Source organism: Mesorhizobium sp. M0870, assembly GCF_040319775.1.
Classification (GTDB): domain Bacteria; phylum Pseudomonadota; class Alphaproteobacteria; order Rhizobiales; family Rhizobiaceae; genus Mesorhizobium.
In genome coordinates this window covers 1-23,680 of the sequence record NZ_JAMYOI010000033.1, presented here as the reverse complement: position 1 = coordinate 23,680, position 23,680 = coordinate 1, and the positions used below count along the sequence as shown (strand labels likewise).

The window sequence follows — 23,680 nt, the reverse complement described above, 5'->3', positions numbered from 1 at the left end:
CGTTTCGCGAATCCAACGAGATGCGACCTGCGTTAGGATTTCGAGGACCAGGTTCGTTGCCGCTCGCGCAGGATTTGCGCAGAGTGACGGGCGCCTTCCAGATCGAGACGATGCGCCGCTGGCGCCGGTCCCGCAAGCGCCTGTTCGATCGCTTGCGCCAGACACTCAGGCGTCAGGTCCTTTTCCATCCGCACCGTTGCAAGGCCGAGCTCTTCGAGCATAAGGGCTCGAACCGTCTGTTCCGTTTCCCCGCCGGCTGCAAAGGGAACGAGCAGCGAGCGACAGCGCGCGCGCAGGACATCGCAGACAGTGTTGTAACCCGCCTGCGAGACCGACAGGCGGGCGCCGGTCAGCAAGCTGGCGAAATCCTCGCGAAACCGGAAGATGGACAGGCGCGGCGTCGCATCGCGTGTAATCGCGTCAAATTCGTCCTTCGGCAGGTTTGGGCCGGTGATCAGACACCATTTCCAGGCGTTGTCGGCATTCCGCGCTAATGCGATGGTGGACCGGACAAGGCTCTTTCCGGCGGCCCCGCCGCCAACCGACACCACAACGTCGAAACGCTCGGAGGCCGCGGGCGCTGGTGGCGCGGCAACGAGCCCCGTGTACGCAACCTCGGCCCTGATCGCTCCCGCCAGTGGAAATGTCTTGTCGATGGTTGCGAAAGCCGGATCGCCATGGACCATGACAAGGTCAAAATGCCTGTTAACGAGATCGACCGTTTCCTCGTTTCGGCCCGGCTTGACGCGCTCCTGAAGGATATCACGGACTGACGTCACCAGCAGCGGTCTGGGCGACGCCGCGTCGATGGCCTCGATCAGCGGCAAGAGTTCGAAACGCATCTGCCGGCGCCCAAATGGAAACGCCTCGACAATGACGATATCAGGCCTGCAATCCCGGAATGCCTGCAGCAGCATCTCTGAACGCCGTTTCTTGAAATCATCGTCGATGGGCTTGCCCTGCAGGTCGACAAGACCGGAAAATCCTTCATCACCGGAGGTGACAGATGGCAGGGTTACAGATATTGCCCCCAATCCCGGAAACCCCGCGACCGGCGCTCCGCCAGTGACGATGGTTACGTCAAACCCGTCATCGACCAGAGCCGCCGCGACGCGGCTGGAGCGCGCGAGATGGCCGATGCCGAGCAGGTGCTGGACATAGAAGAACGCGCGCAGCCGCTTCATTCGGCGGCCCGCCACTCCCGTTCGAACAGCTCCTTGAGCTGTCCAATGCTTGCTATGTGATCGAAATTGCCGCGCACGCGCGCCTCTGCGGTGTCGCCGAGGCGGGCACGCAGCACGGGATCACGGATCAGCCGCTCCAGCGCCTGTGCCAGGGCAATTGGGTTTTCCGTCGGAACCAGCAGCCCGGTTTCATCCGGCGATAAAAGCTCCGGCACGCCGGAAATATCGGTCGACACGCAGGCAAGCCGCTGGCTGGCCGCCTCCACCAGAACATTCGGCAGACCATCGCGGTCACCATTTGCGGTGATCCTGCAGGCCAGGGCGAAGATATCGGCGCGGCGGTAGTGCTCAAGCACCTCTTCCTGCGCGAGCGCGCCTTTCCAAGAGATGCGACCATCCAGTCCGAGCTTTTGCGCCAACGCCTTGAGCCGTTCCAGTTCCTCGCCGCCGCCAATATGCTCGAAACGCCACGCTAAATCACCGGGCAAGAGGGCAAGGGCCTCCAGCAAGGTGTCGTAACCTTTCTTTGCAACGGCGCGCCCGACACTCAGAACGATAACCGGTTCGTCCGGCGCCGAGCCGTCATGCTGTTTTCGTGCCTCGCCGAAAATGCCGAAGCGATCAAGGTCGAGCCCATGATAGCTCAAATGCACTGACGAGTTGCCGTCGGCGAGTTTTTTCAGACGGTCGAAGCCGGTTTTCGTGCAAGTTACCGTCCAGCGCGCCGAGGAAAGCTTGCTGGCCAGATCCCAATCCGCCGAAGTCCAGATGTCCTTGGCATGGGCCGAGCAGCTCCAGGGCAGACCAAGAAGCTGGCTGGCATAGCGCGTCACCGATGCCGGCGTGTGCGCGAAATGCGCATGCAGCCATACCGCGTCTTCGGGCCATTCGGCCGCTAGCACGAGCGCTTGCCCGAAACGGCGCGCGCGATTGCGCGTAAAGTCGCGCGGCATATCGACGGCCAGCGATCCCAGTGCACGCCAGAAGCCCGGCCGCAGCAAACAAGCAGAAAGCGAGCGAACCACGCGCAGCGGCTCTTCATGCAGATATTCCGGCAGATAATGGACGGGCGCTTTGATCTCGTCATGCACGGGGTGGCGTTTTGCGTCGGTCGGCCGCCTGAGCGCGACGAGTATCAGATCGAACCCCGCACGCTCCAGTCCGAGCAGTTCCTGCGCGATGAAGGTTTCCGAGAGCCGCGGATAACCCTTCAGAACCACGACGATCTTGCGATGTTGCAACTCAGTTCATGCCTTCAATAACCGAAAGGTGAGGGCCAGCCTGCCGGTCGAGCAGTTCCGCGACGATTTCGGAAATATGAGGGAGCCCTTCCAGGGTCAGATGTGGATTACTCTGGGATGGACGAGGCCGATTCGGCAGCGCCACCAGTGCATCGGCAAATCGCTGGGAGTCCTTGGCTTCCTCCGGCAAAAGCATTTCGACGAGGCCCAGTTCGGCTGCGCGCCGCGCGCGGATCAGTTGTTCCTGGCGGGGTTCGATGCGCGGCACGATGAGCGCCGGCTTGTCGAAAGATAGTATCTCGCAATAAGTATTGTAACCGCCCATCGCCACTACCGCCTTGGCGCCGGCAATCAGGTCTTCCATGCGGTTGTCGAACTCGATAATCTTGATGTAGGGGATCGTGGCCCCCTTCTTCAGCAACTTGTTGCGCTTGCGAGCCGGCATGTAAGGCCCAAGCACGATCAGCGCCTTGTGCTGCAATTTCGGATCCTGCTGATAAGCGTCGATGACGTCGTGAATCAATTCGGCGCCGTCGCCGCCGCCACCGGTGGTAACCAGGATATAGTCGCCCTCTGGCCGGTGGCCGGGCAACTGGTTCCGCTGCAGGCTCCGTTGCAGGAAACCGACGAATCTCATTTTTGCCCTGACAGCCGGCGGCACATCCAAGCCAGTCAACGGATCGTAGAAATCCGGCGGGCCATAGGCCCAGACCTTGTCGTAGAACAGGCCTATCTTGCGCATCACATCCCTGCGCGCCCACTCTGCTTCGAGCAGATGCGGTGCATCCATCACCTCGCGCAGGCCAAGCACCAGCGTGGTGCCCCGCGTCTTGAGGTAGGACAGCGTGTCCTCAATCTCACCGCGCAGGCCGAGCGGTTCCTTGTCGACGATGAAGATATCCGGCCGGAAGGTCTCGGCTGTGTGGCGGATGATCGACTGACGCATCCTTAGCGTCTCATGCAGATCGATGTCCTTTTCCAACGAGGTGTATTCGCCGTTGCGCAGCTTGATGACGCTGGGGATCTTCACGAAGTCGACACGGGCGCGGTAGTCGAAGGCGCCAGCGATAGTCGCACCCGAAATGATAAGCACCTGAAGCCCACGGAAATCCTCGACTAGCGAATGCGCAATAGTCCGGCAGCGCTGCAAGTGGCCGAGCCCGAACGTGTCGTGGCTGTACATGAGAATTCGTGCGTTTTCTGCGTGCTGGGTCATTCTTGAACGTCTCTTAAAATTCTCGCCTTGACACCGTGAGTGGCCCGCCGGCTTCGAAACCATCCTGGGTTTGGCCGCAATTTTCAATTTTATATTGCTTCTATGGAATGCCGTTCAGATATGCTTTCTGATCGCGAGTCCGAGACTAGATGGGTTGGCGAATATCGCCGCGCGGGTGTGAGCAGAGACTTCCTGTTATATTGTGGGATGGATCGAAGAGGAAAGCGATGTCAAAAAAATCGGCAGAAATCATCCCTCTTGATTCCAATCCGGACTGGTAAAGGTGAAATTCCCCTATCTTGCCCATATAGCCAATTGCTTGATCGGTATACGAAAGGACAAGGTCGCTGGCGTCGCACGGCGCATTCTTGTAGAACTCATTCGTGCGCCATTGCACTCGCCTCGGGACCAAAGGTGCCGCCCATTATTCTCTTGACGGGCGGTCTCATTGTGATTCACCGACCAGAAATTGAGCCATCTGTCGCCAAGCTAGCCGGAATTTCAGCAAAAATCGAGTGGATGCCAGCGCGGTCGCAACACACCACCCGCTGCAGGGTGTGTGCGACACCGGTTGCTTGTCGATCGTTATGGCCCATGCCAATGCCTTATTGGAGCGGTGACGGTACTTCTTTAAACGGCTTGGGCAGGCCGTCGAACGTCGTGAGGTACAAAAATCGCCCGATTGGTCCCGATAGTTGGTGAACCCTCGAAAATTCTTTGCGGCGAATTCCCTTTAAAACCAAAAGCGTAATTTTTTGACGGCTCTGGTGTCGGTCTCTTTTGGGATTATAGGGATATTTTAGTGCAATTTCAATGAGTTATAGGCTACTTGATCATGCCTTGCGGATCGAGCCGCTTGTCGGCCAGCCATTCGACGACGCGTGGCAACAGCCGGCGATTCAGGCGCGAGCCGGCACGGGATCGCGCACGGAGTGGATCACTTTGTCGGCACCGAAGCGTAGCGCCCGCTCGAGGCGAGCTTCATCGATGTCGGCCACGATGCAGCGGGCACCATGCATTTTGCCAACCTGCAGCACCGTGACGCCGACGGTTCCGGCACCCTGATCAGCAGTATCACAGAGCCACAGCCGGTGCGGTCGAGGACGTTGGCGGCAATCGAAATCGGTTCGGCCAGCGCCGCCAGACTGAACGGCATGTCGGCCGGAATTGGAATGGCATTATGCGCCGGGACGGCGACGAAGTTACGGAAACCGCCGTCGCGATGGACGCCGATCACTTCGAGGTGGGCGCAGACATTGGAACGGCCGATCCGGCAGGGATAGCAGTGGCCGCACGACACCACGGGGTCGACCACCGCGCGGCCTCCTCCCACGGCAACGCCGGTCACATGGCGTCCGAGCGCGGTGACGGTGCCCGCGAACTCATGGCCGATGACGCGCGGATAGAACGGCGAACGGATTGGAGCCATGCAGGATGTGAATGTCGGAGCCACAGATGCCGGCACGGCTGACGTGAACGACCACTTCGCTGGCGCCGGGCTGTGGCATGGCGCCCGGCCGGATTTCTAGCGACTGCGGCGCGCTGACAAGAACCTCAGCATGAACACTCCAGCTAAGTATACTAGTCGACAATTGCCATGGCTAACAGATCGTCAAGTTGGTGCGCGACCAGAGGCCTCCTGATGAGGCGATCGAAGCGGAACGGGCCGGGGATAATTGGACAAGCGTTTCGGCGCTTCTCGCCTAGCGACGTCGTCGAGTCTCCGATGGGACATGCCAGACTTGTAAAACGTCCGCTAGGGCCATCCCGAAGTCGCGAAGCTGTCAGTCGGGTTCCGGCCCCATTTCCGCCGTTCTGGACCCTGCTCCCAACGTTCGTAAAACGAGGTCAGCTATGGTCGGCAGTTTGGGGTCGCGGGAGCATACGAAACGATACGGGAAGCTTTCAGATTCTGGCCCACGAAAAACTCAACAGAACCAAGGATTTTAATATGCCCTCCGGGCCCACCATTATCGTCAAACTGCTTTACAACACAGGGCGGCGCGAAAGGAATCGAACTGCCCGTTATGCGCTCGTTCGCAATTGACGACCCAAATTCAGTAGCGTTTGTTCAATCTTCGCAAATGGCAGCAATGCGCTTCAAGTCGGCCGTTCGACACTGGGTGATCTCCCGAAAGCTGACATCGCCTCTGAAGTCAACTGCGGTCGCTCCTGCGCACGCCCCATAGCACGACCGGCCGCGGGCAATTCTCCATCCGTTCGGGCGGATGCAGTCCTTCGGCGCGATAGCGGGCTAACTCTCAGCAAATATATGCGCCGTGCTTCCGGGCTGATCGAGTCTCCAGATGCGGGCTATACACGCGCGCATCTCGTCGGCGGTGGCGCCGCCTCGAAATTCGGCAAGGCGTATGGCCTTGGCTTCCAGTTCCTGTTTCGCAAGCGTGTTGCCGGGGTCGCCCTTGGGCTCGTCGACGCGGGTATCGAGTTTGCGGCCGTCAATGGTCATGACGCTCACCTTGCCGACCCATTGCTTGGGATAAAGTCTGTCGATCTCGGCGTCGAACTCCATCCGCACCTTGGCGCGGAAACGGGCGACGCGCGTGTCGGCAAGTGCTTGGTGTTCGAACGCGTCGAGATCGGCGACGCCATGGACGGCGATGAGGCCCAACACTGTGCCCATGGAGAACTTCGCCTGGTGGACGGTTTGTGGAATGACCACCGCGCCCAGGACATCGATGGCTCCCTGATGGACATGGGTTACCACATCAGCGATGTCGTCCGGACCGAGCCCCTCGCCGCGCATGAGAAGCTGCAGCGCATCAGCGGCCGGATGGGTGTGCCGGCAGGCGGCGTGCCATTTGAAGGAGGTCTCCTCGGTTGCCCAACGGCTGCCGAGGCCGTCCGTCAGGCGGGCCGGATCGGCGTCGCTGGACATGCCTGAAGCCATGCCCTTTTTCCCTTCGAGGATCTGCGCGGCCCCCTTGAAGCCATCGCGTGCCAGATAGGCAGAAAACAGGCCGTTGGCGGCGGCTCGCGCCGTATGAAGCTGCTTGGAATCGGCGGCATCGCGCAAGAATTCCCAGAGCCCTGCCGCCTGGGTGCCGGCGGAGCCGAGAGCATGGTTGAGACCGGCTGCGTCCAGTCCGATCAATCTGCCGACCGCCGCGGCCGCGGCGACAGCGCCAGCGGTGCCGGTGGTGTGGAATATCTCGTAGTGCGAGCGTCCGAGGAATTCTCCTACGCGGATGCCCACTTCATAGCCGGCGATGCAGGCAGTCAGGACGTCGCGGCCGGTCTTCCCCTCAGCCTCGGCAACCGCCAGGACCGCCGGAAAGATCACGGCCGCCGGGTGAAAGACCGAGCCGTTGTGAACGTCGTCCTGTTCCACGATATGGGAGGCCGCCGCATTGACCATCGCCGCGAAATAGGGGCTTGTGCGCCGCCGCGTCGGGATGATGGTGCTTGGGCCGTCCGCCGGCCCCATGGCACGCGCAAAGCCGTCGATGATCTCGACCTGGTGCGCACCCTTGCCGGCCAGCGCCGAGCCGAGCCAGTCGATCATCAGTCCTTTCGCGAAATGAACGACGCGCGGCGGGATCTGTTCGAAGTCGAGTTCGGCGATGAACGAGCAGAGCCTGGCGGTCGGCCAATCGGCGGTGTCCGTGCTCATCTGTTGCTCCTCCTCTGGCATGCCCTTTAGACCAAAGCGGCCCGGCGCAGGACCTGCCTTGCACGTTCGATGACCGGCCGATCCACCATCTCGCCGTTCACCTGGCTGGCTTCGCCTGATGAGGCCGCGCCAATGATGTCGCGTGCCCATGTGATGTCATTTTCGCTCGGGCGAAAGCCATTGCGAATCGGCTCGATCTGCCTCGGATGGATGGCCATCTTGCCGCCAAAACCCATCTTCATGGCGTGGCGGGCGTCATCCTCCGTGATTTCAGGATTGCTCAGGTCGGTCGTTACGCCGTCGATCGGCGCGGCCCGGCCAGCGGCGCGCGAGCGCCAGACGATTTCGCTGCGAGCCGCAAGCAGGATCAGCCGATCATGCGCGCAACCGAGATCGAGCGAGAAGTCGACCGAGCCGAAGGCGACGGCAACGACGCCGGGCGTGGCCAATATGTCCGGCAGATTGGCAAGGCCGACAGCACTCTCGACCAGCGCGATGACGGAAACGCTGCGTGCCATGTGCCTGGTCATATCAGTAATGTCTTCCGGCCGCTCGGCCTTGGGCAGCATGACGGAGACGCCGTCGAGGCGCCGCACGGCATCGATATCCACTTCGTGCCAGGGTGTGCCGACGGCGTTGATGCGAACCACGACCGCGGATGTCAGCACGGCTGCATGGGCAACGACTGCTTCCCGGGCGCGCTCCTTGTCGCCAGGGGCGACGGCATCCTCGAGGTCGAGAATGACCGCATCCGCGCCGCTGCTGTCGGCCTTGGCAAAGCGCTCCGGCCGCGAGCCGGGTACGAAGAGCGGCACCACAGGCGTGACGAAGCTCACCATTGCGCCGTGGCCTTCACCGTCACATGGCCGTCGGCCGACCGTACCTCGAGGGCCATGCCATCTTGGCCTCGGGATGTTGCGCTCAAAAGCAGGCGCTGCGGGCCGGTCGCGGGATGCACGCCGCGGAACGAGAAACGGCGCGGCGACGTGCCGGCAATGGCGGTGGCGAAGTTCATCAGCAGCGTCGCCTGCAACGGGCCATGGATGACGAGCCCGGAATAGTGCTCGACCGTCGTGGCGTAGGGCGCGTCATAGTGGATGCGGTGCCCGTTGAACGTCAGCGCGGAATATCGAAAGAGCAGCACGGGATCGACGTTGATCGTGCGCTCGTGCGATGCGGCCAGGGGCGAATTGGCCGGCGGGGCAGGGGTCGCCGCAGCAGCTTCGGCGGCGCGATAGACGATGGTCTGGTCCTCCTCGATCACCGGACCGGAATCGTTGGCAATGTCGTGCCGGACCGTGACGAAGGTGAGGGGGCCGCTGCGGCCATGCTTCTCCTCTATGGCGGTCAATGTCGAGCGGCGGCGGATGGGGTCGCCGGAGCGGATCGTCGCCATGAAACGCACGTCGCTGGCAGCCCACATGCGGCGCGGAAGCGGCACCGGTGGCAGGAAGCCGCCTTTGGCCGGGTGCCCGTCAGGTCCGAGTTCACGCATGGCGGCAATGTCCGGCGTCAGGCACCAGTGCAGTCCTGGCGGGGCCGCGCCCTCGGCAGTCTGCGCCGCGTGGTCCCCAAGCGTGGCGCCAAAGCTGGCCAGCAGGCGCGGGGTGACAATGTCCTCGACCGTGTGTGTGCGTCCAACCCATTCCTGCAGCGTGGTTATGTCCAGGCTCATCAGGTCCTCGTCAGGCGGCGAATTCGGACCGGATCCGGTCCGTATCGGCGCCAAGGGCGGGAACGCTGGGGACCGTTGCGAACCCCTCCGACCGCCCTGCCGGCATCGGCACGGAGATGCGCCTGCCGTCCGGCAGCGCCACCTCTGTCCGGCGCAACGCCTTGTGGTGCGGCAGGTCGTTCATTGCGCTCACCCGGCCCCAGGCGATCTGCGCCTCGTTGAGACGGTTTATAGCCACTTCGCAGTCGATTGCCGCGAAGATCGGTTCGATCTCGGCGTCGAGTGCCGTGCGATTGGCCACCCGCCAGGCATTGGTGGCGAAGCGTTCGTCGGCGAACAGATCCTGCCTTTGCAGCACGAGCGTGCAGAAGCGCTTCCATTCATTGTTCTGCTGGATGGACACGACCACGCTGCCATCCCGACAGGCATAGGGTCGATAGGGGTAGATCGAAGCGTGCGCCAGGCCATATCTCTGGGTCTCACGGCCCGCATATTCGTAGTGCAGCAGCGGCACGGTCATCCAATCGGCCATGGCGTCGAACATGGCAATCTCGACAATGCGACCGCGCCCAGTCTTCTGGCGCGCGAGCAAGGCTTCGAGGATCGCTGCATGGGCATTCATGCCGGTGGCGATGTCGGCGGCGGAAACCCCGACCTTGCTCGGCGTGTCCGGTGTGCCGGTAACGGCGCAGATGCCGCTTTCGGCCTGCACCAGCATGTCGTAGGCGCGCATGGCCGCGTAGGGCGTGTCCTGCCCGTAGCCAACGATGTTGATGGCTATCAGCCGAGGAAACTCCTTCGCGATTGTATCGGCCGAGAGGCCGAGCCTGTCGATGGCGCCCGGCACGAGATTCTGCACGAGGACGTCGGCGCGCGCGACCATCCGGTGCAGGAGAGCCAGGTCGTGCTCGGTCTTCAGGTCGAGCACCGCGCTCTCCTTGCCGCGGTTGAGCCAGACGAAGTAAGCGGACATGCCCTCCACTGCGGAATCGTAGTGACGCGCGGTTTCGCCTTCCGGGCGCTCGATCTTCACGACGCGTGCGCCGGCATCGGCAAGGCGGACCGTGCAGAGCGGAGCGGCGACGGCCTGCTCGATCGAAACGACAAACAGGCCCTCCAGTGGGCGGGCGCCGTCAGACATTGCGCTGCACTCCCGAGCGCGCCAGCACACCAGGCTTCAGCCGCTCGTTCTTGCCGTAGTCCTCGGCTGCGTGGAAGAACAGATGCGGCGTGCCATCAATGTCCTCAAGCCTCTTGCGGTAGGCTTCCAGATAGGCCTTGCGGCCATCGTCGCCGACACGGCCCGGCATATAGGCGACGAAGGGCGGCAGCACGTCGAAGCCGGAATAGCGCAGCAGACCATTGTGGATCGGCCACAGCACCGTGAGGATGTCGCCGTCGATGCCATCGGGCGCGTAGGTGTCGGCCGACGTGCCCGTGGTGGCGGCCACCATGGCGAGCTTTCCCCTGAACATGCCGGTGTCGTATTTGCGGCCCGGCATATAGGCGAAACCGCGCGCGAAGACGCGATCGGCCCAGCCCTTGAGCATTGCAGGCATTCCGAACCACCAGACCGGGAACTGGAACAGCACGAAATCCGCCCGCTTCACCTTTTCGACCTCGGCGTTTATGTCGGCCGCGAGTGCGTCGGCCTCGTAGGCGGCGGTCTGCTCGCGCGGCAGGCTGAAGAAGTCTGGATCGTTGCGCTCGCCCGATATGTCGCCCGGCCCTGCGACAGGATTGAAGCCCATCGCATAGAGGTCGCTGACAACCACGTCGTGGCCGGCGCGGGTCAGGTTTTCCACGGCGAGATCCTTCATGGCGCCGTTGAAGGATTTTGCTTCCGGGTGGGCGTAGACGATGAGGACGTTCACGGACGACTCCTAGTAGGAACGCGGCAGTCCAAGCACGTGCTCGGAAAGGTATGACAGGATGAGGTTGGTCGAGATCGGCGCGACCTGATAGAGACGCGTCTCGCGGAACTTGCGCTCGACATCGTATTCTTCAGCGAAACCGAACCCGCCATAAGTCTGGATGCAGACATTGGCGGCTTCGTTCGAAGCGTCGGCCGCCAGCATCTTGGCCATGTTGGCTTCAGCGCCGGGGTTCTTGCCGGCCTCGTAGAGGCTCAGCGCCTGGCGCACCATCAATTCAGCTGCGCGCATGTTGGCGTAGGCCCTTGCGATCGGGAACTGGATGCCCTGGTTCTGGCCGATTGCCCGGCCAAACACATGCCGCTCCTTTGCGTAGGTGCTGGCCTTTTCGATGAACCATTTCGCATCGCCGATGCACTCGGCGGCAATCAGGATACGCTCGGCGTTCATGCCCGAGAGGATGTAGCGGAATCCCTTTCCCTCTTCGCCGATCAGGTTTTCGACCGGCACGCGCAGATCGTCGAAGAAGACTTCCGTGGTGGCATGGTTCATCATGGTGCGGATCGGCCGGATTGTGAGGCCGTTGCCGACGGCTTCGCGCATGTCGACGATGAGGACGGAGAGGCCGTCGGTCTTTTTCATGCCGTCCTTCAGCGGCGTGGTCCGCGCCAGCAGCAGCATCAGATCGGAATGCTCGGCACGGCTGGTCCAGATCTTCTGGCCCTTGACCACGAAATGATCGCCGTCGAGGCGAGCAGTAGTCTTGAGCGCGCCGGTGTCGGTGCCGCTGCTCGGTTCCGTGACGCCGAAGGCCTGCAGGCGCAATTCTCCTGTGGCGACCTTCGGCAGATATCGCTGCTTCTGGGCTTCCGAGCCGTGGCGAACAAGCGTGCCCATCGTGTACATCTGGGCATGGCAGGCGCCACCATTGCAGCCGGCGCGCTGGATTTCCTCCAGCACGGCAGCGGCGGCCGAAAGCGGCAAGCCCGAGCCATCATAGGCCTCCGGGATCAGGATCGAGAGCCAACCGGCCTGCGTCAGCGCTGCGACGAATTCACCGGGGTAGGTCATGTCCCTGTCGAGTGCGCGCCAGTATTCTCCGGGAAAGCGCGCGCACAACCTGGCGACGGCATCGCGAATGTCCTGGTAGTGTTCCATGAGGTTTGTCCGGCTTTTCGTCTTGCTGCAGGCCTCACTATCGCGCCTCGACGCCCTATCCGCAATGCAAGGCAGGCGTGAGCAGATATAACGAAATTCAAATGCTTATGGCGGAGGACCGAGAAGCTGGCCAACCCAGACGGCCCGCCCGACAAGATCCTTGGCGATGTCCTCGATCGCTTGTCCGGCAAACCGCGCCAGCCGCGAGGCAGGCCGGTCCGCCGGGTATGCAAGGATCAGGCGGCGCACGGGCACCGGATCGATCAACGGCGCGGCGGTGAGCAGCCCGGCGGTCACGTCGGCATGGATAGGAGCGAGCGGCAGGATCGTCCAGCCATGGCCGTTGCGCACTAGGTCCTTCAGCGCGGAGTATGAGTCCGCTTCGATGCCGACATCGAGCGTGATGCCGGCATCCGTGGCGCAGCGTTCGACGATGATGCGCAACCCGTGCTTGATGCTGGGCAGCAGCAGGCGCTTGCCCGCGAGCGAGGCGAACGATACGGCGCGCACGGTGGAAAATCCCGCGTCCGGCGGTCCGATCAGGAACAGGTTTTCCAGGAGCAGCGGGCGCGAGCGCAGCGAACGCGCCATGCGCGGGTCGTAGAGCACCGCAACGTCCACCTCGCCGCGGTGCATCCAGTCCAGCAGATAGCCGGTGTAGGCACTGACAAGTCTGAGCTTGGCCTTGGGATGGGCCTTGCCGAAGGCGGCCGCCAGCGGCAGCGAAATAATGTCGGCAACGGTGGGCGGCAGGCCGATGGCCACTTCGCCGGTTAGCGGCGCATCGGCGGGCGTGGCCGTGGCGCGGATCTCGTCGATCTCGGCCATCACGCGCATGGCGTGCGCCAGCACCTCCTTGCCCTGCTCAGACAGCACCATGCCGCGTCCATGGCGCAGGAAAAGGGCAAACCCCAATTCCTCCTCCAGCATGCGCACCTGCCGACTGAGCGCCGGCTGCGCGATGTGCAGCCGGTCGGCAGCCTTGCTGAGGCTGCCGAGTTCGGCGACGTGGATGAGGGTGCGTAGCTGCGATAACTCCATGAGCTATCGCATACCATTATATCTGATCACGAGAAAGAGCCGAAGATTAGATCGGATGACCGAGGTAGTCTGGCTCCAATCCAAATTCTCGGGGTTCCAAGGTGACGGCGAGCGTAGAAACAAAACATCCGCAAGCAGCAGCGCTTGCAGCCGCTCCGGCGGCGTCTGAAAGGCAGTGGCCGGATCAGGTCTATGAGGTGCTCAAGGCTGCCGGCATCAGCCAGATGTCCTATGTGCCGGATGCCGGTCATACCACATTGATCCGCCTTTTCAGTGAGGATCCCGAAGTCGTCACCAATGTGCTGACGACGGAGGAGGAGGGCATCGCCATTGCCGCAGGCTCCTGGCTCGGCGGCAAGCGGAGCGTCGTGCTCATGCAATCCTCAGGCGTCGGCAATTGCATCAACATGCTGTCGCTTCCCGTGCAGGCGCGCTTTCCCCTGCTCGTCCTGGTGACGATGCGAGGCGAGTGGGCCGAGTTCAATCCGTGGCAGGTGCCAATGGGGCAGGCGACGGAGGCCTCGCTGAAGGCGATCGGCCTCAGGGTGCTGCGCGCCGAAACCGGTCCCGACCTGGTGGAGACGGTGGCGCAGGCAGCCTTGATGGCTTTCGACGCCGACCAGCAGATTGCCGTGCTGATCGGGCAGCGGCTGCTCGGCAAGAAGAAGTGGTGAGCGACATGAATTTACCGACGATGGACCGCCGGGTTGCGGTGAAGAAGCTGCTCGACGCCCGCGATGGCGCCCTGGTCGTGACCGGTCTCGGCTCGCCGAGCTACGACGTGCATGCTGCCGGTGACCGCAACGACAACTATTATCTGTGGGGCGCCATGGGCGGTGCTGCGCTGATCGGCCTGGGGCTTGCCCAGGCCCAGCCCGACAAGCGGGTCATGGTGATCACCGGAGATGGCGAACAGCTCATGGCGTTCGGTTCGCTGGCGACGATCTCGGTGGCGCGGCCGAAAAATCTCGACCTGATCGTGCTCGACAACCAGCATTTCGGCGAGACCGGCATGCAGTCGAGCCATACCGGCAAGGGCATTGGTTTCGACAAGGTCGCGGCCGCTTGCGGTTTTTCGAAGACCGCCGAGCTGCGTACGCTGGAGGAGGTCGACACGCTGTGTGAAGAGCTTCGGCATCCGGCCGACGGTCCGCGCCTTTTCGTGCTGAAAATCACCGCCGAGAACCTGCCGCGCTCGCTGCCGCCGCGCGACGCGGTCGAGGTCAAGAACCGCTTTCGCGCCCATCTGGGCTTTGCCACCTGTTGAGGACCGATATGGCGCTGGTCAGTTTCCAGAACACGGTCGGCGGTCGGTTGCAATCGACAGCCGATACATTCGAGAGCCATGATCCGTTCACCGGCAGGCCCTGGGCGCTGATTCCGCGCGATGGACAGGCCGAGGTGGATGCCGCCGTAGCCTCCGCCAAGGCTGCTTTCCGGTCGAAGGAGTGGGCCGGGATCACGCCCACCGCGCGCGGCAAGCTGCTCGTGCGGCTGGCTGAGCTGATCGCGGAGAACGCGGATCGCATTGCCGCCATCGAGACGCGCGACAATGGCAAGCTGCTCACCGAAATGACGGCACAGCTGCGCTATATCCCGGAATGGTTCCGCTATTTCGGCGGTCTTGCCGACAAGATCGAAGGGTCGGTGCTGCCGATCGACAAGGCTGGCATGTTCGCTTTCACCCGCCACGAGCCGCTGGGTGTCATTGCAGCGATCGTGCCCTGGAATTCGCCGCTTTTGCTCCTGACATGGAAGCTCGCGCCGCTGCTGGCGGCAGGCAACACTGTCGTCATCAAACCGTCGGAACACGCCTCGGCCTCGACGCTGGAGTTCGTGAAACTGTTTGCGCGGGCAGGCTTCCCGCCCGGCGTGGTCAACACCGTTACCGGCATGCCGCTTGATGTCGGCGCGCCACTCGTCTCTCATCCCGACGTCGCCAAGATCGCCTTCACCGGTGGTGAGCCTGGCGGGATCGCGGTCTATCGGGCGGCTGCCGAACAGCTAAAAGTCGTCACGCTGGAGCTCGGCGGCAAATCGGCCAACATCGTCTTCGACGATGCCGATATCGAGGGCGCGGTCAACGGCGCGATCTCAGGCATCTTCGCCGCCAGTGGCCAGACCTGCATCGCGGGTTCGCGGCTGCTGGTGCATCGCAAAATCCACGACCGGTTCGTGGAGAGCGTCATAACGCTGGCGGCCAGCGCTCGACTGGGCAATCCGGCGCTGCAAGAGACGCAGGTGGGGCCGATCACCACGCAAGCCCAGCGCGAGAAGGTGCTGTCCTATCTCGGCATCGCGCGCCGCGAGGGTGCGCTTTGCGTGCTGGGCGGCGGCAAGCCGGCCTCGGGTGAATTGGCCGAGGGCTGGTTCGTCGAGCCCACCATCTTCACTGGCGTGAACAACACCATGCGGATCGCGCGCGAAGAGGTGTTCGGACCGATCCTTTCGGTCATTCCGTTCGACGACGAGGAAGAGGCTTTCGCCATTGCCAATGACAGCCCCTACGGGCTGGCGGCAGGAATATGGACCAGCGACATGGGCCGGGCGTTGCGCGGCGCGGCCGCAATGGAGGCGGGGATGGTCTGGATCAATTCATACCGTGCCGTCTCCTACATGGCGCCCTTCGGCGGCTACAAGAGGAGCGGTATCGGGCGCGAAAGCGGGCAGGATGCCATCAATTCCTATCTGCAGACCAAGACGGTGTGGATAGACACCGCCGGCAAGACCGCCAATCCCTTCGTTATCCGCTAGGCTAGGCTTCGGTGGGAGAATCCCCATCCGTAGCCAAGCTCGGCCCATAGTCCTTGAGACGGTGGCCGACTTACAAATGATCGAAGGATTGGACATGAGACAGGCAGGCAAGGTGGCTGTTGTCACAGGCGCGGCGCGCGGCATCGGACGCGCTTGCGCGGAACGCTTTTTGGCCGAAGGCGCGAAGCTCGTGCTCGGCGACATCAATGCCGTGGAGCTAGAAAAATGTGCCGCTGAAATCGGCACCACCGACAGCGTCCTGGCGGTCGTTACGGATGTCAGCAAGAAGGAACAGATCGATGGGCTGATTGCAGCGGCGGTGGCGAAGTTCGGCCGTGTCGACATCATGGTCAACAATGCCGGCATCGCTCCGGTCCAGGACTTTCTCGACATCACAGAGGCGGACTACGACAGGGTTCTCGCCGTCAATCTGAAGGGCGCGTTCATGGGCACCCAGGCCGCAGCCCGCCAGATGATCGCGCAAGGTGGAGGCGGCGTCATCATCAACATGTCGTCGATCAATTCGGGCCTCGCCAACCCGCGTGTCGCCACCTACGCGATCTCCAAGGGCGGCATGAACCAGGTCACCAGCACCGCGGCCGTCGCCTTCGCTCCCCATGGCATCCGTGTGGTCGGTGTCGGCCCGGGCACCATCGCCACGGACATGGTCATGGACGGGACATTCATCGATTCGGAAGAAATGAGACGGGCGGTCCTTTCGCGTACACCGCTCGGGCGCCTCGGCACGGCAGCCGAGATCGCCTCGGTCGTGGCGTTCCTGGCCAGCGACGACGCTTCCTACATCACCGGCGAGACGATCTACCCCGACGGGGGGCGCCGCGTGCTGAACTATACGGTCCCGATCAAGGAGTGAGAAGAATGGGGAGTGACGACATGGGTAATTTCGAAAAGCTGCATCACATCTGCATCGTCGTGCACGATATCGACAAGGCGCAGGCCTACTACGACTCCATCGGCATCGGGCCATGGGAGCCCTATCCGCCGCTGGCTGAATACGAAGAACTGCAGGTCCCAAGCCCCGAGGGTTTCAAGGCGATGCAATATCGGATTTGCAACTTGCCGAACGTTCAGCTGCAGCTGTGCCAGCCGAACGGCGATCCTTCACCGCAGCGAATTCATCTCGACAGCAAGGGTGAAGGTGTCTTCCATATCGGCTTCGAGGTTCGTGATGCGGACGCAGCCGAAACCAAGGCGAAAACCGACGGACTTGCCGTGCTGATGCGCGGGCGCCGGGAAAACCGCACCGGCTTCACCTACTACGACACAGCCGACAAGGCAGGCGTGATCCTGCTGACCCGGGCGACCAATCTGCCCGGCAAATGATCTTCGCGCGAAGGATTGGGGCTGGACAAGGAGACGGGGCGACTGATCAGCTGCCCCGCAATTCCTGAAGCCGGTCGACCAGGAATTTGCCGCTGGTGATGATATGCATTTCCAAAAGGCCGACGGCGCGCAGCGTATCCTTGGCTTCGCACAGGTCGATGAGCTGCCAGTGGTCGCGGTCGGACTGGGCCTGGATCTCGGTGAGCGTCACCATCATGCGCGTGTAGCGTTCCAGCTGCTGGTAGATGCGCCCGACCAGTTCGATCGTCGCCTTGCGGCCGGACGGCGCGTAGAGCGCGGCGTGGAAGTTCCAGTTGAGCTGGTTCGAGTACTCGCCGGTCTTGCCCTGCTCCTGGTGCTGCTTTGCGCGCTCGCGAGCCAGCGCGAGGTCTGCCTCCGTCATCCTTGGAATGGCCAGGGCCAGCAGCCATGTTTCGATCCGGGCTCGCAATTCGTAGAGCTCGAGGATCTCGTCCAGGGAAATGGAGGTGACGACGGCGCCCTTGTGGGAAACCAGCGTGACGAAGCCTTCCGAATGAAGCTGATGCAGCGCCTCTCGCACCGGAATTCGGCTGACGCCGAACTCGGTGGCCAGATGCTCCTGCCGCAGCTGGAAGTTGGCCTCGTATTCGCCGATCAGGATCTTCTGCCTGATGGCATCGGCGACCTGGGTCGAGATGGTTTTCTTCTGTACGAGCATGAATCAGCCTGAGGCGGCCGCCGTGTTTGTTGACTGGCGCCGTTTTGATTGAAGAAGTGGACGCATAGCACCGTTGTCACTGCGATGCCATGTCGCCCGTTTCGCTTCAGTAGACATGTTCCTCGATAGGCTGATTGCCAGCGATCCGTTCGTAGCGGAAGGCCGACAGGTCGACAGAGCGGTACTCGCCATAGGCAATGAGATCACTGACGCCCGACCCGGTCGCCGCTGCATGCATCATGCCGTGGCCGCTGAAGCCGGTGGCCAGGACAAAGTTCGACACCTCGGGATGCCGGCCGATGATGCCGCTGTGGTCGAAGGTGTTGTATTCGTAGAGCCCCGCCCAGGCGCGCAGCATGCGCAATTGTTCGAAGCCGGGCACGCGATGGGCGAGCGCCGGCCAGATCAACTCGTCGAACAAGTCGTAATCCACATCTAGGCCAAAATCGTCCGGCTCGTTCTCGCGCACCGGCGGAATACCGCACAGGAAGAGCTGACCTTCCGGCCGCAGCCAGAAGCCGCTCGTGTCGAAGACGAAGGGGCAGTTTTCGATCCTTGCCGGCGTTTCGAAGACGAAGACGCAGCGCTTGCTCGGGACAACCGGCAGCTCGGCGCCGGCCATCCTGGCAATGCCCGCGCTCCATGGTCCGGCCGCGTTGATCACCGTGCCGGCGGCAAGCCGGTCGCCATTGTCGAGCACCACTTCGCCGACCTTTTGGGGAGACGCCATGGTCAGTCCGGTCACCGTCGCGGCAAGATAGTTCACGCCCTGCGTGCGCGCCTTCCGACGGAAGGCCTGCATCAGGCCGGGGCCGTCGAACCAGCCTTCGCTGCCAAGGCCGAGCGAGCCAAGGGCGAGATCGTCCGTGTTGAGCCACGGGAAGCGTCGTGCCAGATCGACCTGCTCGATCAGTTCGGCGTCGACGCCCATGCCGCGCTGAACGCGATTCTTGGCACGCTGCGCGTCTGCCCGCTCGGGTGTCGCCAGCACGAGGTAGCCGGGCTCATGCAGGCCGATGTCGGCCAACTCGTCGCCGATGGCAAGCCGCGTCTTTACCTGGCGCAGGAAGTCGATGCTGAACTTCGACATGGCAATGTTGGGCGCCGTGCCGAACTGCTGGCGGATGGCGCTGGTCGACAAGGAAGACGAGGACGCCGTGTAGTACGGGTCCCGCTCGATCACCGCGATCCTGCCATCGAAATCCGGATTGGCTGACAGAAAGTAGGCGATCGAGCTGCCGACAACGCCACCGCCGACGATCACCACATCATAGTTTGTGCCCATACCAATCGCGTTCCCTATCTCGAATATCATCCGTGGCGACAAGGATTGGATACTTTCCCCTATCGGCCCACCACCAGAATGAGACATAACCCGGTCTTCGATGCAGAAAAAGAGGTTTGACGTGAAAAACAGAATACATTATCCAATTTGTAACAGATATCACCTGCCCGGCAACGTCGCGGCAGCCATGCCGAGGATTTCCCGTGGGCCTGATCGCTCCCCGTCTCGACGTCATCAAGCCAAGCCCCAGCATGGCGGTCACCGCGCGGGCAATCGAAATGCGCTCGGCCGGCATCGACGTCATCAGCCTGAGCGCCGGCGAACCGGATTTTCCGACGCCTCCGCACATCGTCGAGGCAGCCTACGAGGCGATGCGCAGGGGGGAGACGCGCTATACGGCGGTCGACGGCACCGCCGCGCTGAAGAAGGCGGTGGCCGGAAAATTCAGGCGCGAGAACGGCCTCGATTACAAGCCTTCGCAAATCAGTGTCGCGGGCGGCGCCAAGCAGATCATCTACAACGCCCTGCTGGCAACGCTGGCCCCCGGCGACGAGGTGGTTGTCCCAGCGCCCTATTGGGTTTCCTACACCGACATCGTCCTGCTCGGCGAAGGCAAGCCCGTGGTCGTTCCCTGCACGGAGCCGCAGGGCTTCAAACTGACACCGCAAGCCCTGCGAGCCGCGATCACCGGGCGCACCAAATGGCTGCTGCTCAACACGCCTTCCAACCCGACAGGCGCCGTCTATAGCCGCGACGAACTTGCGGGGCTGGCGGGGGTGTTGCTCGATCACCCGCATGTGCACGTTCTGACCGACGACATCTACGAGCATATCCTGTTCGATGGACGAACCTTCCATACCATCGCCGGCGTCGAGCCGAGGCTGAAGGACCGTACGCTGACAGTGAACGGGGTGTCGAAGGCCTATGCCATGACCGGCTGGCGGATCGGCTATGCCGGCGGGCCGGAACCGCTGATCCGCGCCATGGCGACCGTGCAGAGCCAAAGCACGTCGAACCCGTCATCCATCTCGCAGGCCGCGACCATTGCCGCACTGGAAGGTCCTCAGGACTTTCTTCGCCCTCGGGCGCTCGAATTCCAGGCACGGCGCGACCGCGCTTTGGATCTGCTGCGCGCGATTCCCGGTCTCACCTGCCGGACGCCCGAGGGCGCCTTCTATCTCTATCCCAATTGCTCGGCCCTGATCGGTCGTCGCCGCCCGGACGGCACTCCTATCGGCAGCGACGACGACTTCTCGCTTTACCTGCTCGATCAGGCGCGGGTCGCGGTGGTGCAGGGCTCTGCCTACGGCCTGTCGCCGCATTTCCGCATTTCCATAGCCACGTCGATGGACCTGATCGAAAAAGCGATCGGGCGTATCGCCGAGGCTGTCGAAGCGCTGCGATAGGGCCGGCGATGGATCTCGACTTCGTCCAGAAGCTGATCGAATTTGTCTCGCGTTCGCCCATTGCCGAGTTGGAGATCGAGCGCGATGGCGTTCGTATCCGCATGTCCAGGCAGGGGGTGCTGGCGCAATCCGCGTCGCAGCCTTCGCCGCAGTCGGGGTCAGCCGCCGGCCCTGCCGTCTTCACAAATCCGGCTTCGACAGCTCCGCCCATCGCGCGGCATTCGATCCGCGCGCCGCTGACCGGCGTGTTCTACCGTTCCGGCACCGAAGGCGAACCGCCGCTCGCTTCGGTTGGCGATGTGGTCGTGGAAGGGCAGAAGGTCGGTGTCCTCGAAGCCATGAAGACGTTCAACGTCGTGGAATCCGATCGCGCTGGGCGGATCGTCCAGATCGCGTTGGACGACCATGCCGCCGTGCAGTCCGGCGATGTGCTGTTCGTTCTCGAAGATTTGGGCTAGCGGCGATGTTCGACACCGTCCTTATCGCCAACCGCGGTGAAATCGCGCTGCGCATCCTGCGCGCCTGCCGCGATCTCGGATTGAAGACGGTGGCAGCGCACTCGGAAGCCGACGCGAGCCTTCGCCATGTCGCGCTGGCGGACAGGGCGATCTGCATCGGGCCGGCTGCGGCGACGGAGAGCTATCTCAATATCGCCGAGATCATCGCGGCCGCGCAACTCACCGGCGCGGGCGCGATCCATCCGGGCTATGGTTTCCTCTCGGAAAACGCCGCCTTCGCCGAGGCCGTCGAAAATGCCGGCCTCGCCTTCATCGGGCCGTCGGCCGCGGCGATCCGCACCTTGGGCGACAAGGTCTCCGCCAAGCGCACGATGATCGCTGCCGGCGTTCCCTGCGTTGCAGGGTCGGAGGGGGCGCTGCCGCAGGACGAGCAGGCAGTGCGCGCCATTGCCGAGGCCATCGGCTATCCGGTCATCGTCAAGGCGGCGGGCGGCGGCGGCGGGCGCGGCATGCGCATCGTGCGCGAGCAGCGCGCTCTGTTGGAAGCCGTTTCGATGGCGGTGAAAGAGGCGGACCGGGCCTTCGGCAACCCGCAAGTCTATCTGGAGAAATTCCTTGAGCACCCGCGCCATATCGAGATTCAGATTCTGGCGGACAAGCATGGCAAGGCGGTGTGGTTAGGCGAGCGGGATTGCTCCATGCAGCGCCGCCACCAGAAGATCATTGAGGAGGCGCCGGCGCCCGGCATCGCCCGCGAGGCGATTGCCGAGATCGGCGAGCTGTGTGCCCACGCATGCCTAACCATCGGCTATACAGGCGCGGGCACGTTCGAATTCCTCTACGAGGACGGGCGCTTCTCTTTCATCGAGATGAACACCCGCGTGCAGGTGGAGCATCCCGTCACGGAACTTGTCACCGGCATCGATATCGTGCGCGAGCAGATCCGCATCGCCCGGGGCGAAGCCCTGTCGTTCAGCCAGGAAGACATCCGCATCCAGGGCCACGCCGTCGAATGCCGCATCAACGCTGAAGATCCCTACAGCTTTCGCCCGCATCCGGGCCGGGTCGAGCGCTGGACGCCGCCCGGCGGCCCGGGAATCCGCGTCGAATCGCATCTCTACTCCGGTTACACCGTGCCGCCGCACTACGATTCCCTGGTGGCCAAGCTGCTGGCGCATGGCGCGACGCGGGCCGAGGCGATCCGGCGCATGAGCGGCGCGCTGGGCGAGATGGAGGCTGTCGGCATCGCCACCAACGCGCCGCTCCACGGCCTCCTGATGGAGGAGCCCGGCTTTGCCGCCGGCGGCTTCGATATCCATCATCTTGAACGTCTCATTGAAGGCGGTCTGCTCCAGGGACGAGGCGGCGATGACGGTTGAGGAGCTCGAAAGGCTGGCCGGCTGGTGTGTTAGCGCCGGCATCGGCGAGATCGAAGTGTCGGAGGCCGGCTTTTCGTTGCGCCTGCACATGCAATCCGTTGTTCCCTCGACACCCGCGGCCGAAGCCCCGAAGGCCGAAACGGTCTTCAAAGGCGTGCGCGCGCCCGGCGTCGGCGTGTTCCGTCTCGATCATCCAACGACCGGTCGGCCGGTTGCCGACCCTGGCCAGGTGGTTCGCAAGGGCGAGACGGTCGGCGTCCTGCAGGTCGGCCCATGCCTGAAGGCCGTGCTCGCGCCGGTAGACGGCGTGCTGGGCGCGGCGCTGATCGAGGACGGAGCGGTCGTCGGCTACGGCACGCCGCTCTACGAGCTGGTGTGAAGCAAAGGCGATGGTTCGAACCACTGAGGAAAGCGCCATGGCGGCCCAAGGATTGCAGGTCGATATCAATTCCGACATGGGCGAGGGTTTTGGAGCCTACAGGCTCGGCGACGATGCGGCGATCCTCGACATCGTCAGTTCCGCCAATGTCGCCTGCGGCTTTCATGCCGGCGACCCCGAGATCATGGCTGCCACCTTCTCGATGGCGCGCGACAAGGGCGTTGCCGTTGGCGCGCATCCGAGCTTCGCCGATCTGTGGGGGTTCGGACGCCGCATCATTCCGCATTCCATGGATGAGATCGAAAGGCTGGTCGCCTACCAGATCGGCGCGGCGCAGGCGCTTTCCGCCTATGCCGGCCACCCGATCCACTATGTGAAGGCGCATGGCGCGCTAGGCAATCTTACCCAGACCGATCGTGGCGTCGCCGAAGCGGTGACGCGCGCGGTCAAGGCCGTCGATCCCGGCCTGATCTGCCTGGTCATTGCGCTCGGCTTCCAGGACAGGATCGCGCGCGACGCTGGGCTGACGGTCAGGTCCGAGATATTCGCCGACCGCGCCTATACGGAGGAAGGCTTCCTTGTTTCGCGCAAGCTGGAAGGCGCTGTCATCCACGACGCCGAGAGGGCAGCCGAACGGGTCGTCCGAATGGTCAAGCAAGGCGCCATCGAGACGCTTTCCGGGCAGATGCTGCGGACGCCGATCGATTCGATCTGCGTCCACAGCGACACGCCGGCTGCCGTCGCCATCGCCGCGCATGTCAGGAGACGGCTTGAGGCAAGCGGCGTCAGGGTCAGAGCGTTCGCGGCCTAAGCGACCGAACGGTTACGCGGGCCGGGCCGACGGCGCCGCCCCGGGCCGGGTAGCAACCCGCCCCGCGGGAGGGGGGCGCCCCGGGGGAAAAGGGGTGGGCGGGGGCGGCGCGGAGGGCCGAAGCGGGTTTACAAGCCAGGCCGG

Annotated in this window: 23 protein-coding genes; 10 read left to right on the top strand and 13 right to left on the bottom strand. The window is 63.1% G+C overall.

Annotated elements, in window-relative coordinates; all coding sequences use genetic code 11:
- Positions 1-32: 32 nt before the first annotated feature.
- From NKH97_RS28320 to NKH97_RS28265, 11 genes are all read right to left on the bottom strand, one after another.
- Entirely contained in the window at positions 33-1,184 is a 1,152-nt protein-coding gene (locus tag NKH97_RS28320) for a glycosyltransferase family protein (RefSeq protein WP_023809542.1), read from the bottom strand.
- Positions 1,181-2,425 (bottom strand): glycosyltransferase, encoded by a 1,245-nt coding sequence (locus NKH97_RS28315; RefSeq protein WP_023809541.1) that lies wholly within the window; start codon positions 2,423-2,425, stop codon positions 1,181-1,183. The genes NKH97_RS28320 and NKH97_RS28315 overlap by 4 nt, the downstream gene beginning before the upstream one ends.
- Position 2,426: 1 nt before the next feature.
- The gene (locus NKH97_RS28310; RefSeq protein ID WP_023809540.1) at positions 2,427-3,641 is read right to left on the bottom strand and encodes a glycosyltransferase family protein; all 1,215 of its coding nucleotides are present in this window, start codon (positions 3,639-3,641) and stop codon (positions 2,427-2,429) included.
- Positions 3,642-4,578: 937 nt separating this feature from the next.
- Positions 4,579-5,070: an alcohol dehydrogenase catalytic domain-containing protein gene (locus NKH97_RS28305; protein WP_502897100.1), complete on the bottom strand. Its 492-nt coding sequence runs from the start codon at positions 5,068-5,070 to the stop codon at positions 4,579-4,581.
- Between the two features lie 825 nt (positions 5,071-5,895).
- The gene (locus tag NKH97_RS28295) at positions 5,896-7,272 is read right to left on the bottom strand and encodes an MmgE/PrpD family protein (RefSeq protein WP_023809537.1); all 1,377 of its coding nucleotides are present in this window, start codon (positions 7,270-7,272) and stop codon (positions 5,896-5,898) included.
- A gap of 26 nt (positions 7,273-7,298) precedes the next feature.
- A complete protein-coding gene (locus tag NKH97_RS28290; RefSeq protein ID WP_023809536.1) occupies positions 7,299-8,111 on the bottom strand; it encodes an HpcH/HpaI aldolase/citrate lyase family protein in 813 nt (270 codons plus the stop codon).
- Entirely contained in the window at positions 8,105-8,947 is an 843-nt protein-coding gene (locus NKH97_RS28285; RefSeq protein WP_023809535.1) for an HTD2 family dehydratase, read from the bottom strand. Before NKH97_RS28285 ends, NKH97_RS28290 begins: the two co-directional genes overlap by 7 nt.
- A gap of 10 nt (positions 8,948-8,957) precedes the next feature.
- Positions 8,958-10,088: a CaiB/BaiF CoA transferase family protein gene (locus tag NKH97_RS28280; RefSeq protein ID WP_352442506.1), complete on the bottom strand. Its 1,131-nt coding sequence runs from the start codon at positions 10,086-10,088 to the stop codon at positions 8,958-8,960.
- Positions 10,081-10,821, bottom strand: coding sequence for an NAD(P)H-dependent oxidoreductase (locus NKH97_RS28275; RefSeq protein ID WP_352799216.1), 741 nt, complete (start codon positions 10,819-10,821; stop codon positions 10,081-10,083). The genes NKH97_RS28280 and NKH97_RS28275 overlap by 8 nt, the downstream gene beginning before the upstream one ends.
- Before the next feature lie 9 nt (positions 10,822-10,830).
- Complete coding sequence (locus NKH97_RS28270) at positions 10,831-11,979, bottom strand: acyl-CoA dehydrogenase family protein (protein WP_023809532.1); 1,149 nt, start codon at positions 11,977-11,979, stop codon at positions 10,831-10,833.
- Positions 11,980-12,084: 105 nt separating this feature from the next.
- A complete protein-coding gene (locus NKH97_RS28265) occupies positions 12,085-13,020 on the bottom strand; it encodes a LysR family transcriptional regulator (protein WP_127267891.1) in 936 nt (311 codons plus the stop codon).
- A 101-nt stretch (positions 13,021-13,121) separates the two neighbouring features.
- Here NKH97_RS28265 and NKH97_RS28260 point away from each other — a divergent pair, with 101 nt between their 5' ends.
- From NKH97_RS28260 to NKH97_RS28240, 5 genes are all read left to right on the top strand, one after another.
- On the top strand, positions 13,122-13,694 hold the full coding sequence (locus tag NKH97_RS28260) for a thiamine pyrophosphate-binding protein (protein ID WP_352799215.1): 573 nt from the start codon (positions 13,122-13,124) through the stop codon (positions 13,692-13,694).
- Between the two features lie 5 nt (positions 13,695-13,699).
- The gene (locus NKH97_RS28255; protein ID WP_352799214.1) at positions 13,700-14,287 is read left to right on the top strand and encodes a thiamine pyrophosphate-dependent enzyme; all 588 of its coding nucleotides are present in this window, start codon (positions 13,700-13,702) and stop codon (positions 14,285-14,287) included.
- Positions 14,288-14,295: 8 nt separating this feature from the next.
- A complete protein-coding gene (locus NKH97_RS28250) occupies positions 14,296-15,774 on the top strand; it encodes an aldehyde dehydrogenase (protein ID WP_352675254.1) in 1,479 nt (492 codons plus the stop codon).
- 94 nt (positions 15,775-15,868) lie between these two features.
- Positions 15,869-16,648: an SDR family NAD(P)-dependent oxidoreductase gene (locus tag NKH97_RS28245; protein WP_023809528.1), complete on the top strand. Its 780-nt coding sequence runs from the start codon at positions 15,869-15,871 to the stop codon at positions 16,646-16,648.
- 20 nt (positions 16,649-16,668) lie between these two features.
- Positions 16,669-17,118: a VOC family protein gene (locus NKH97_RS28240; RefSeq protein WP_023809527.1), complete on the top strand. Its 450-nt coding sequence runs from the start codon at positions 16,669-16,671 to the stop codon at positions 17,116-17,118.
- Between the two features lie 46 nt (positions 17,119-17,164).
- On the opposite strand, the gene NKH97_RS28235 is transcribed toward NKH97_RS28240, so the two are convergent.
- Entirely contained in the window at positions 17,165-17,818 is a 654-nt protein-coding gene (locus NKH97_RS28235) for a GntR family transcriptional regulator (RefSeq protein WP_027167548.1), read from the bottom strand.
- A 106-nt stretch (positions 17,819-17,924) separates the two neighbouring features.
- Positions 17,925-19,103, bottom strand: a complete 1,179-nt coding sequence (locus NKH97_RS28230) for an NAD(P)/FAD-dependent oxidoreductase (RefSeq protein ID WP_128303862.1) — start codon at positions 19,101-19,103, stop codon at positions 17,925-17,927.
- Between the two features lie 203 nt (positions 19,104-19,306).
- Between NKH97_RS28230 and NKH97_RS28225 the strand changes: the two genes are divergently transcribed.
- The 5 genes from NKH97_RS28225 to NKH97_RS28205 are packed head-to-tail and all read left to right on the top strand — an operon-like array spanning position 19,307 to position 23,536.
- Positions 19,307-20,509: a pyridoxal phosphate-dependent aminotransferase gene (locus NKH97_RS28225; RefSeq protein ID WP_352442509.1), complete on the top strand. Its 1,203-nt coding sequence runs from the start codon at positions 19,307-19,309 to the stop codon at positions 20,507-20,509.
- A gap of 8 nt (positions 20,510-20,517) precedes the next feature.
- On the top strand, positions 20,518-20,967 hold the full coding sequence (locus NKH97_RS28220) for an acetyl-CoA carboxylase biotin carboxyl carrier protein (RefSeq protein ID WP_023809523.1): 450 nt from the start codon (positions 20,518-20,520) through the stop codon (positions 20,965-20,967).
- Between the two features lie 5 nt (positions 20,968-20,972).
- Entirely contained in the window at positions 20,973-22,346 is a 1,374-nt protein-coding gene (accC, locus tag NKH97_RS28215; RefSeq protein ID WP_023809522.1) for an acetyl-CoA carboxylase biotin carboxylase subunit, read from the top strand.
- On the top strand, positions 22,336-22,725 hold the full coding sequence (locus tag NKH97_RS28210) for an acetyl-CoA carboxylase biotin carboxyl carrier protein (protein ID WP_023809521.1): 390 nt from the start codon (positions 22,336-22,338) through the stop codon (positions 22,723-22,725). The genes accC and NKH97_RS28210 overlap by 11 nt, the downstream gene beginning before the upstream one ends.
- A 37-nt stretch (positions 22,726-22,762) precedes the next feature.
- Entirely contained in the window at positions 22,763-23,536 is a 774-nt protein-coding gene (locus tag NKH97_RS28205; RefSeq protein WP_031212611.1) for a LamB/YcsF family protein, read from the top strand.
- Positions 23,537-23,680 lie beyond the last annotated feature (144 nt).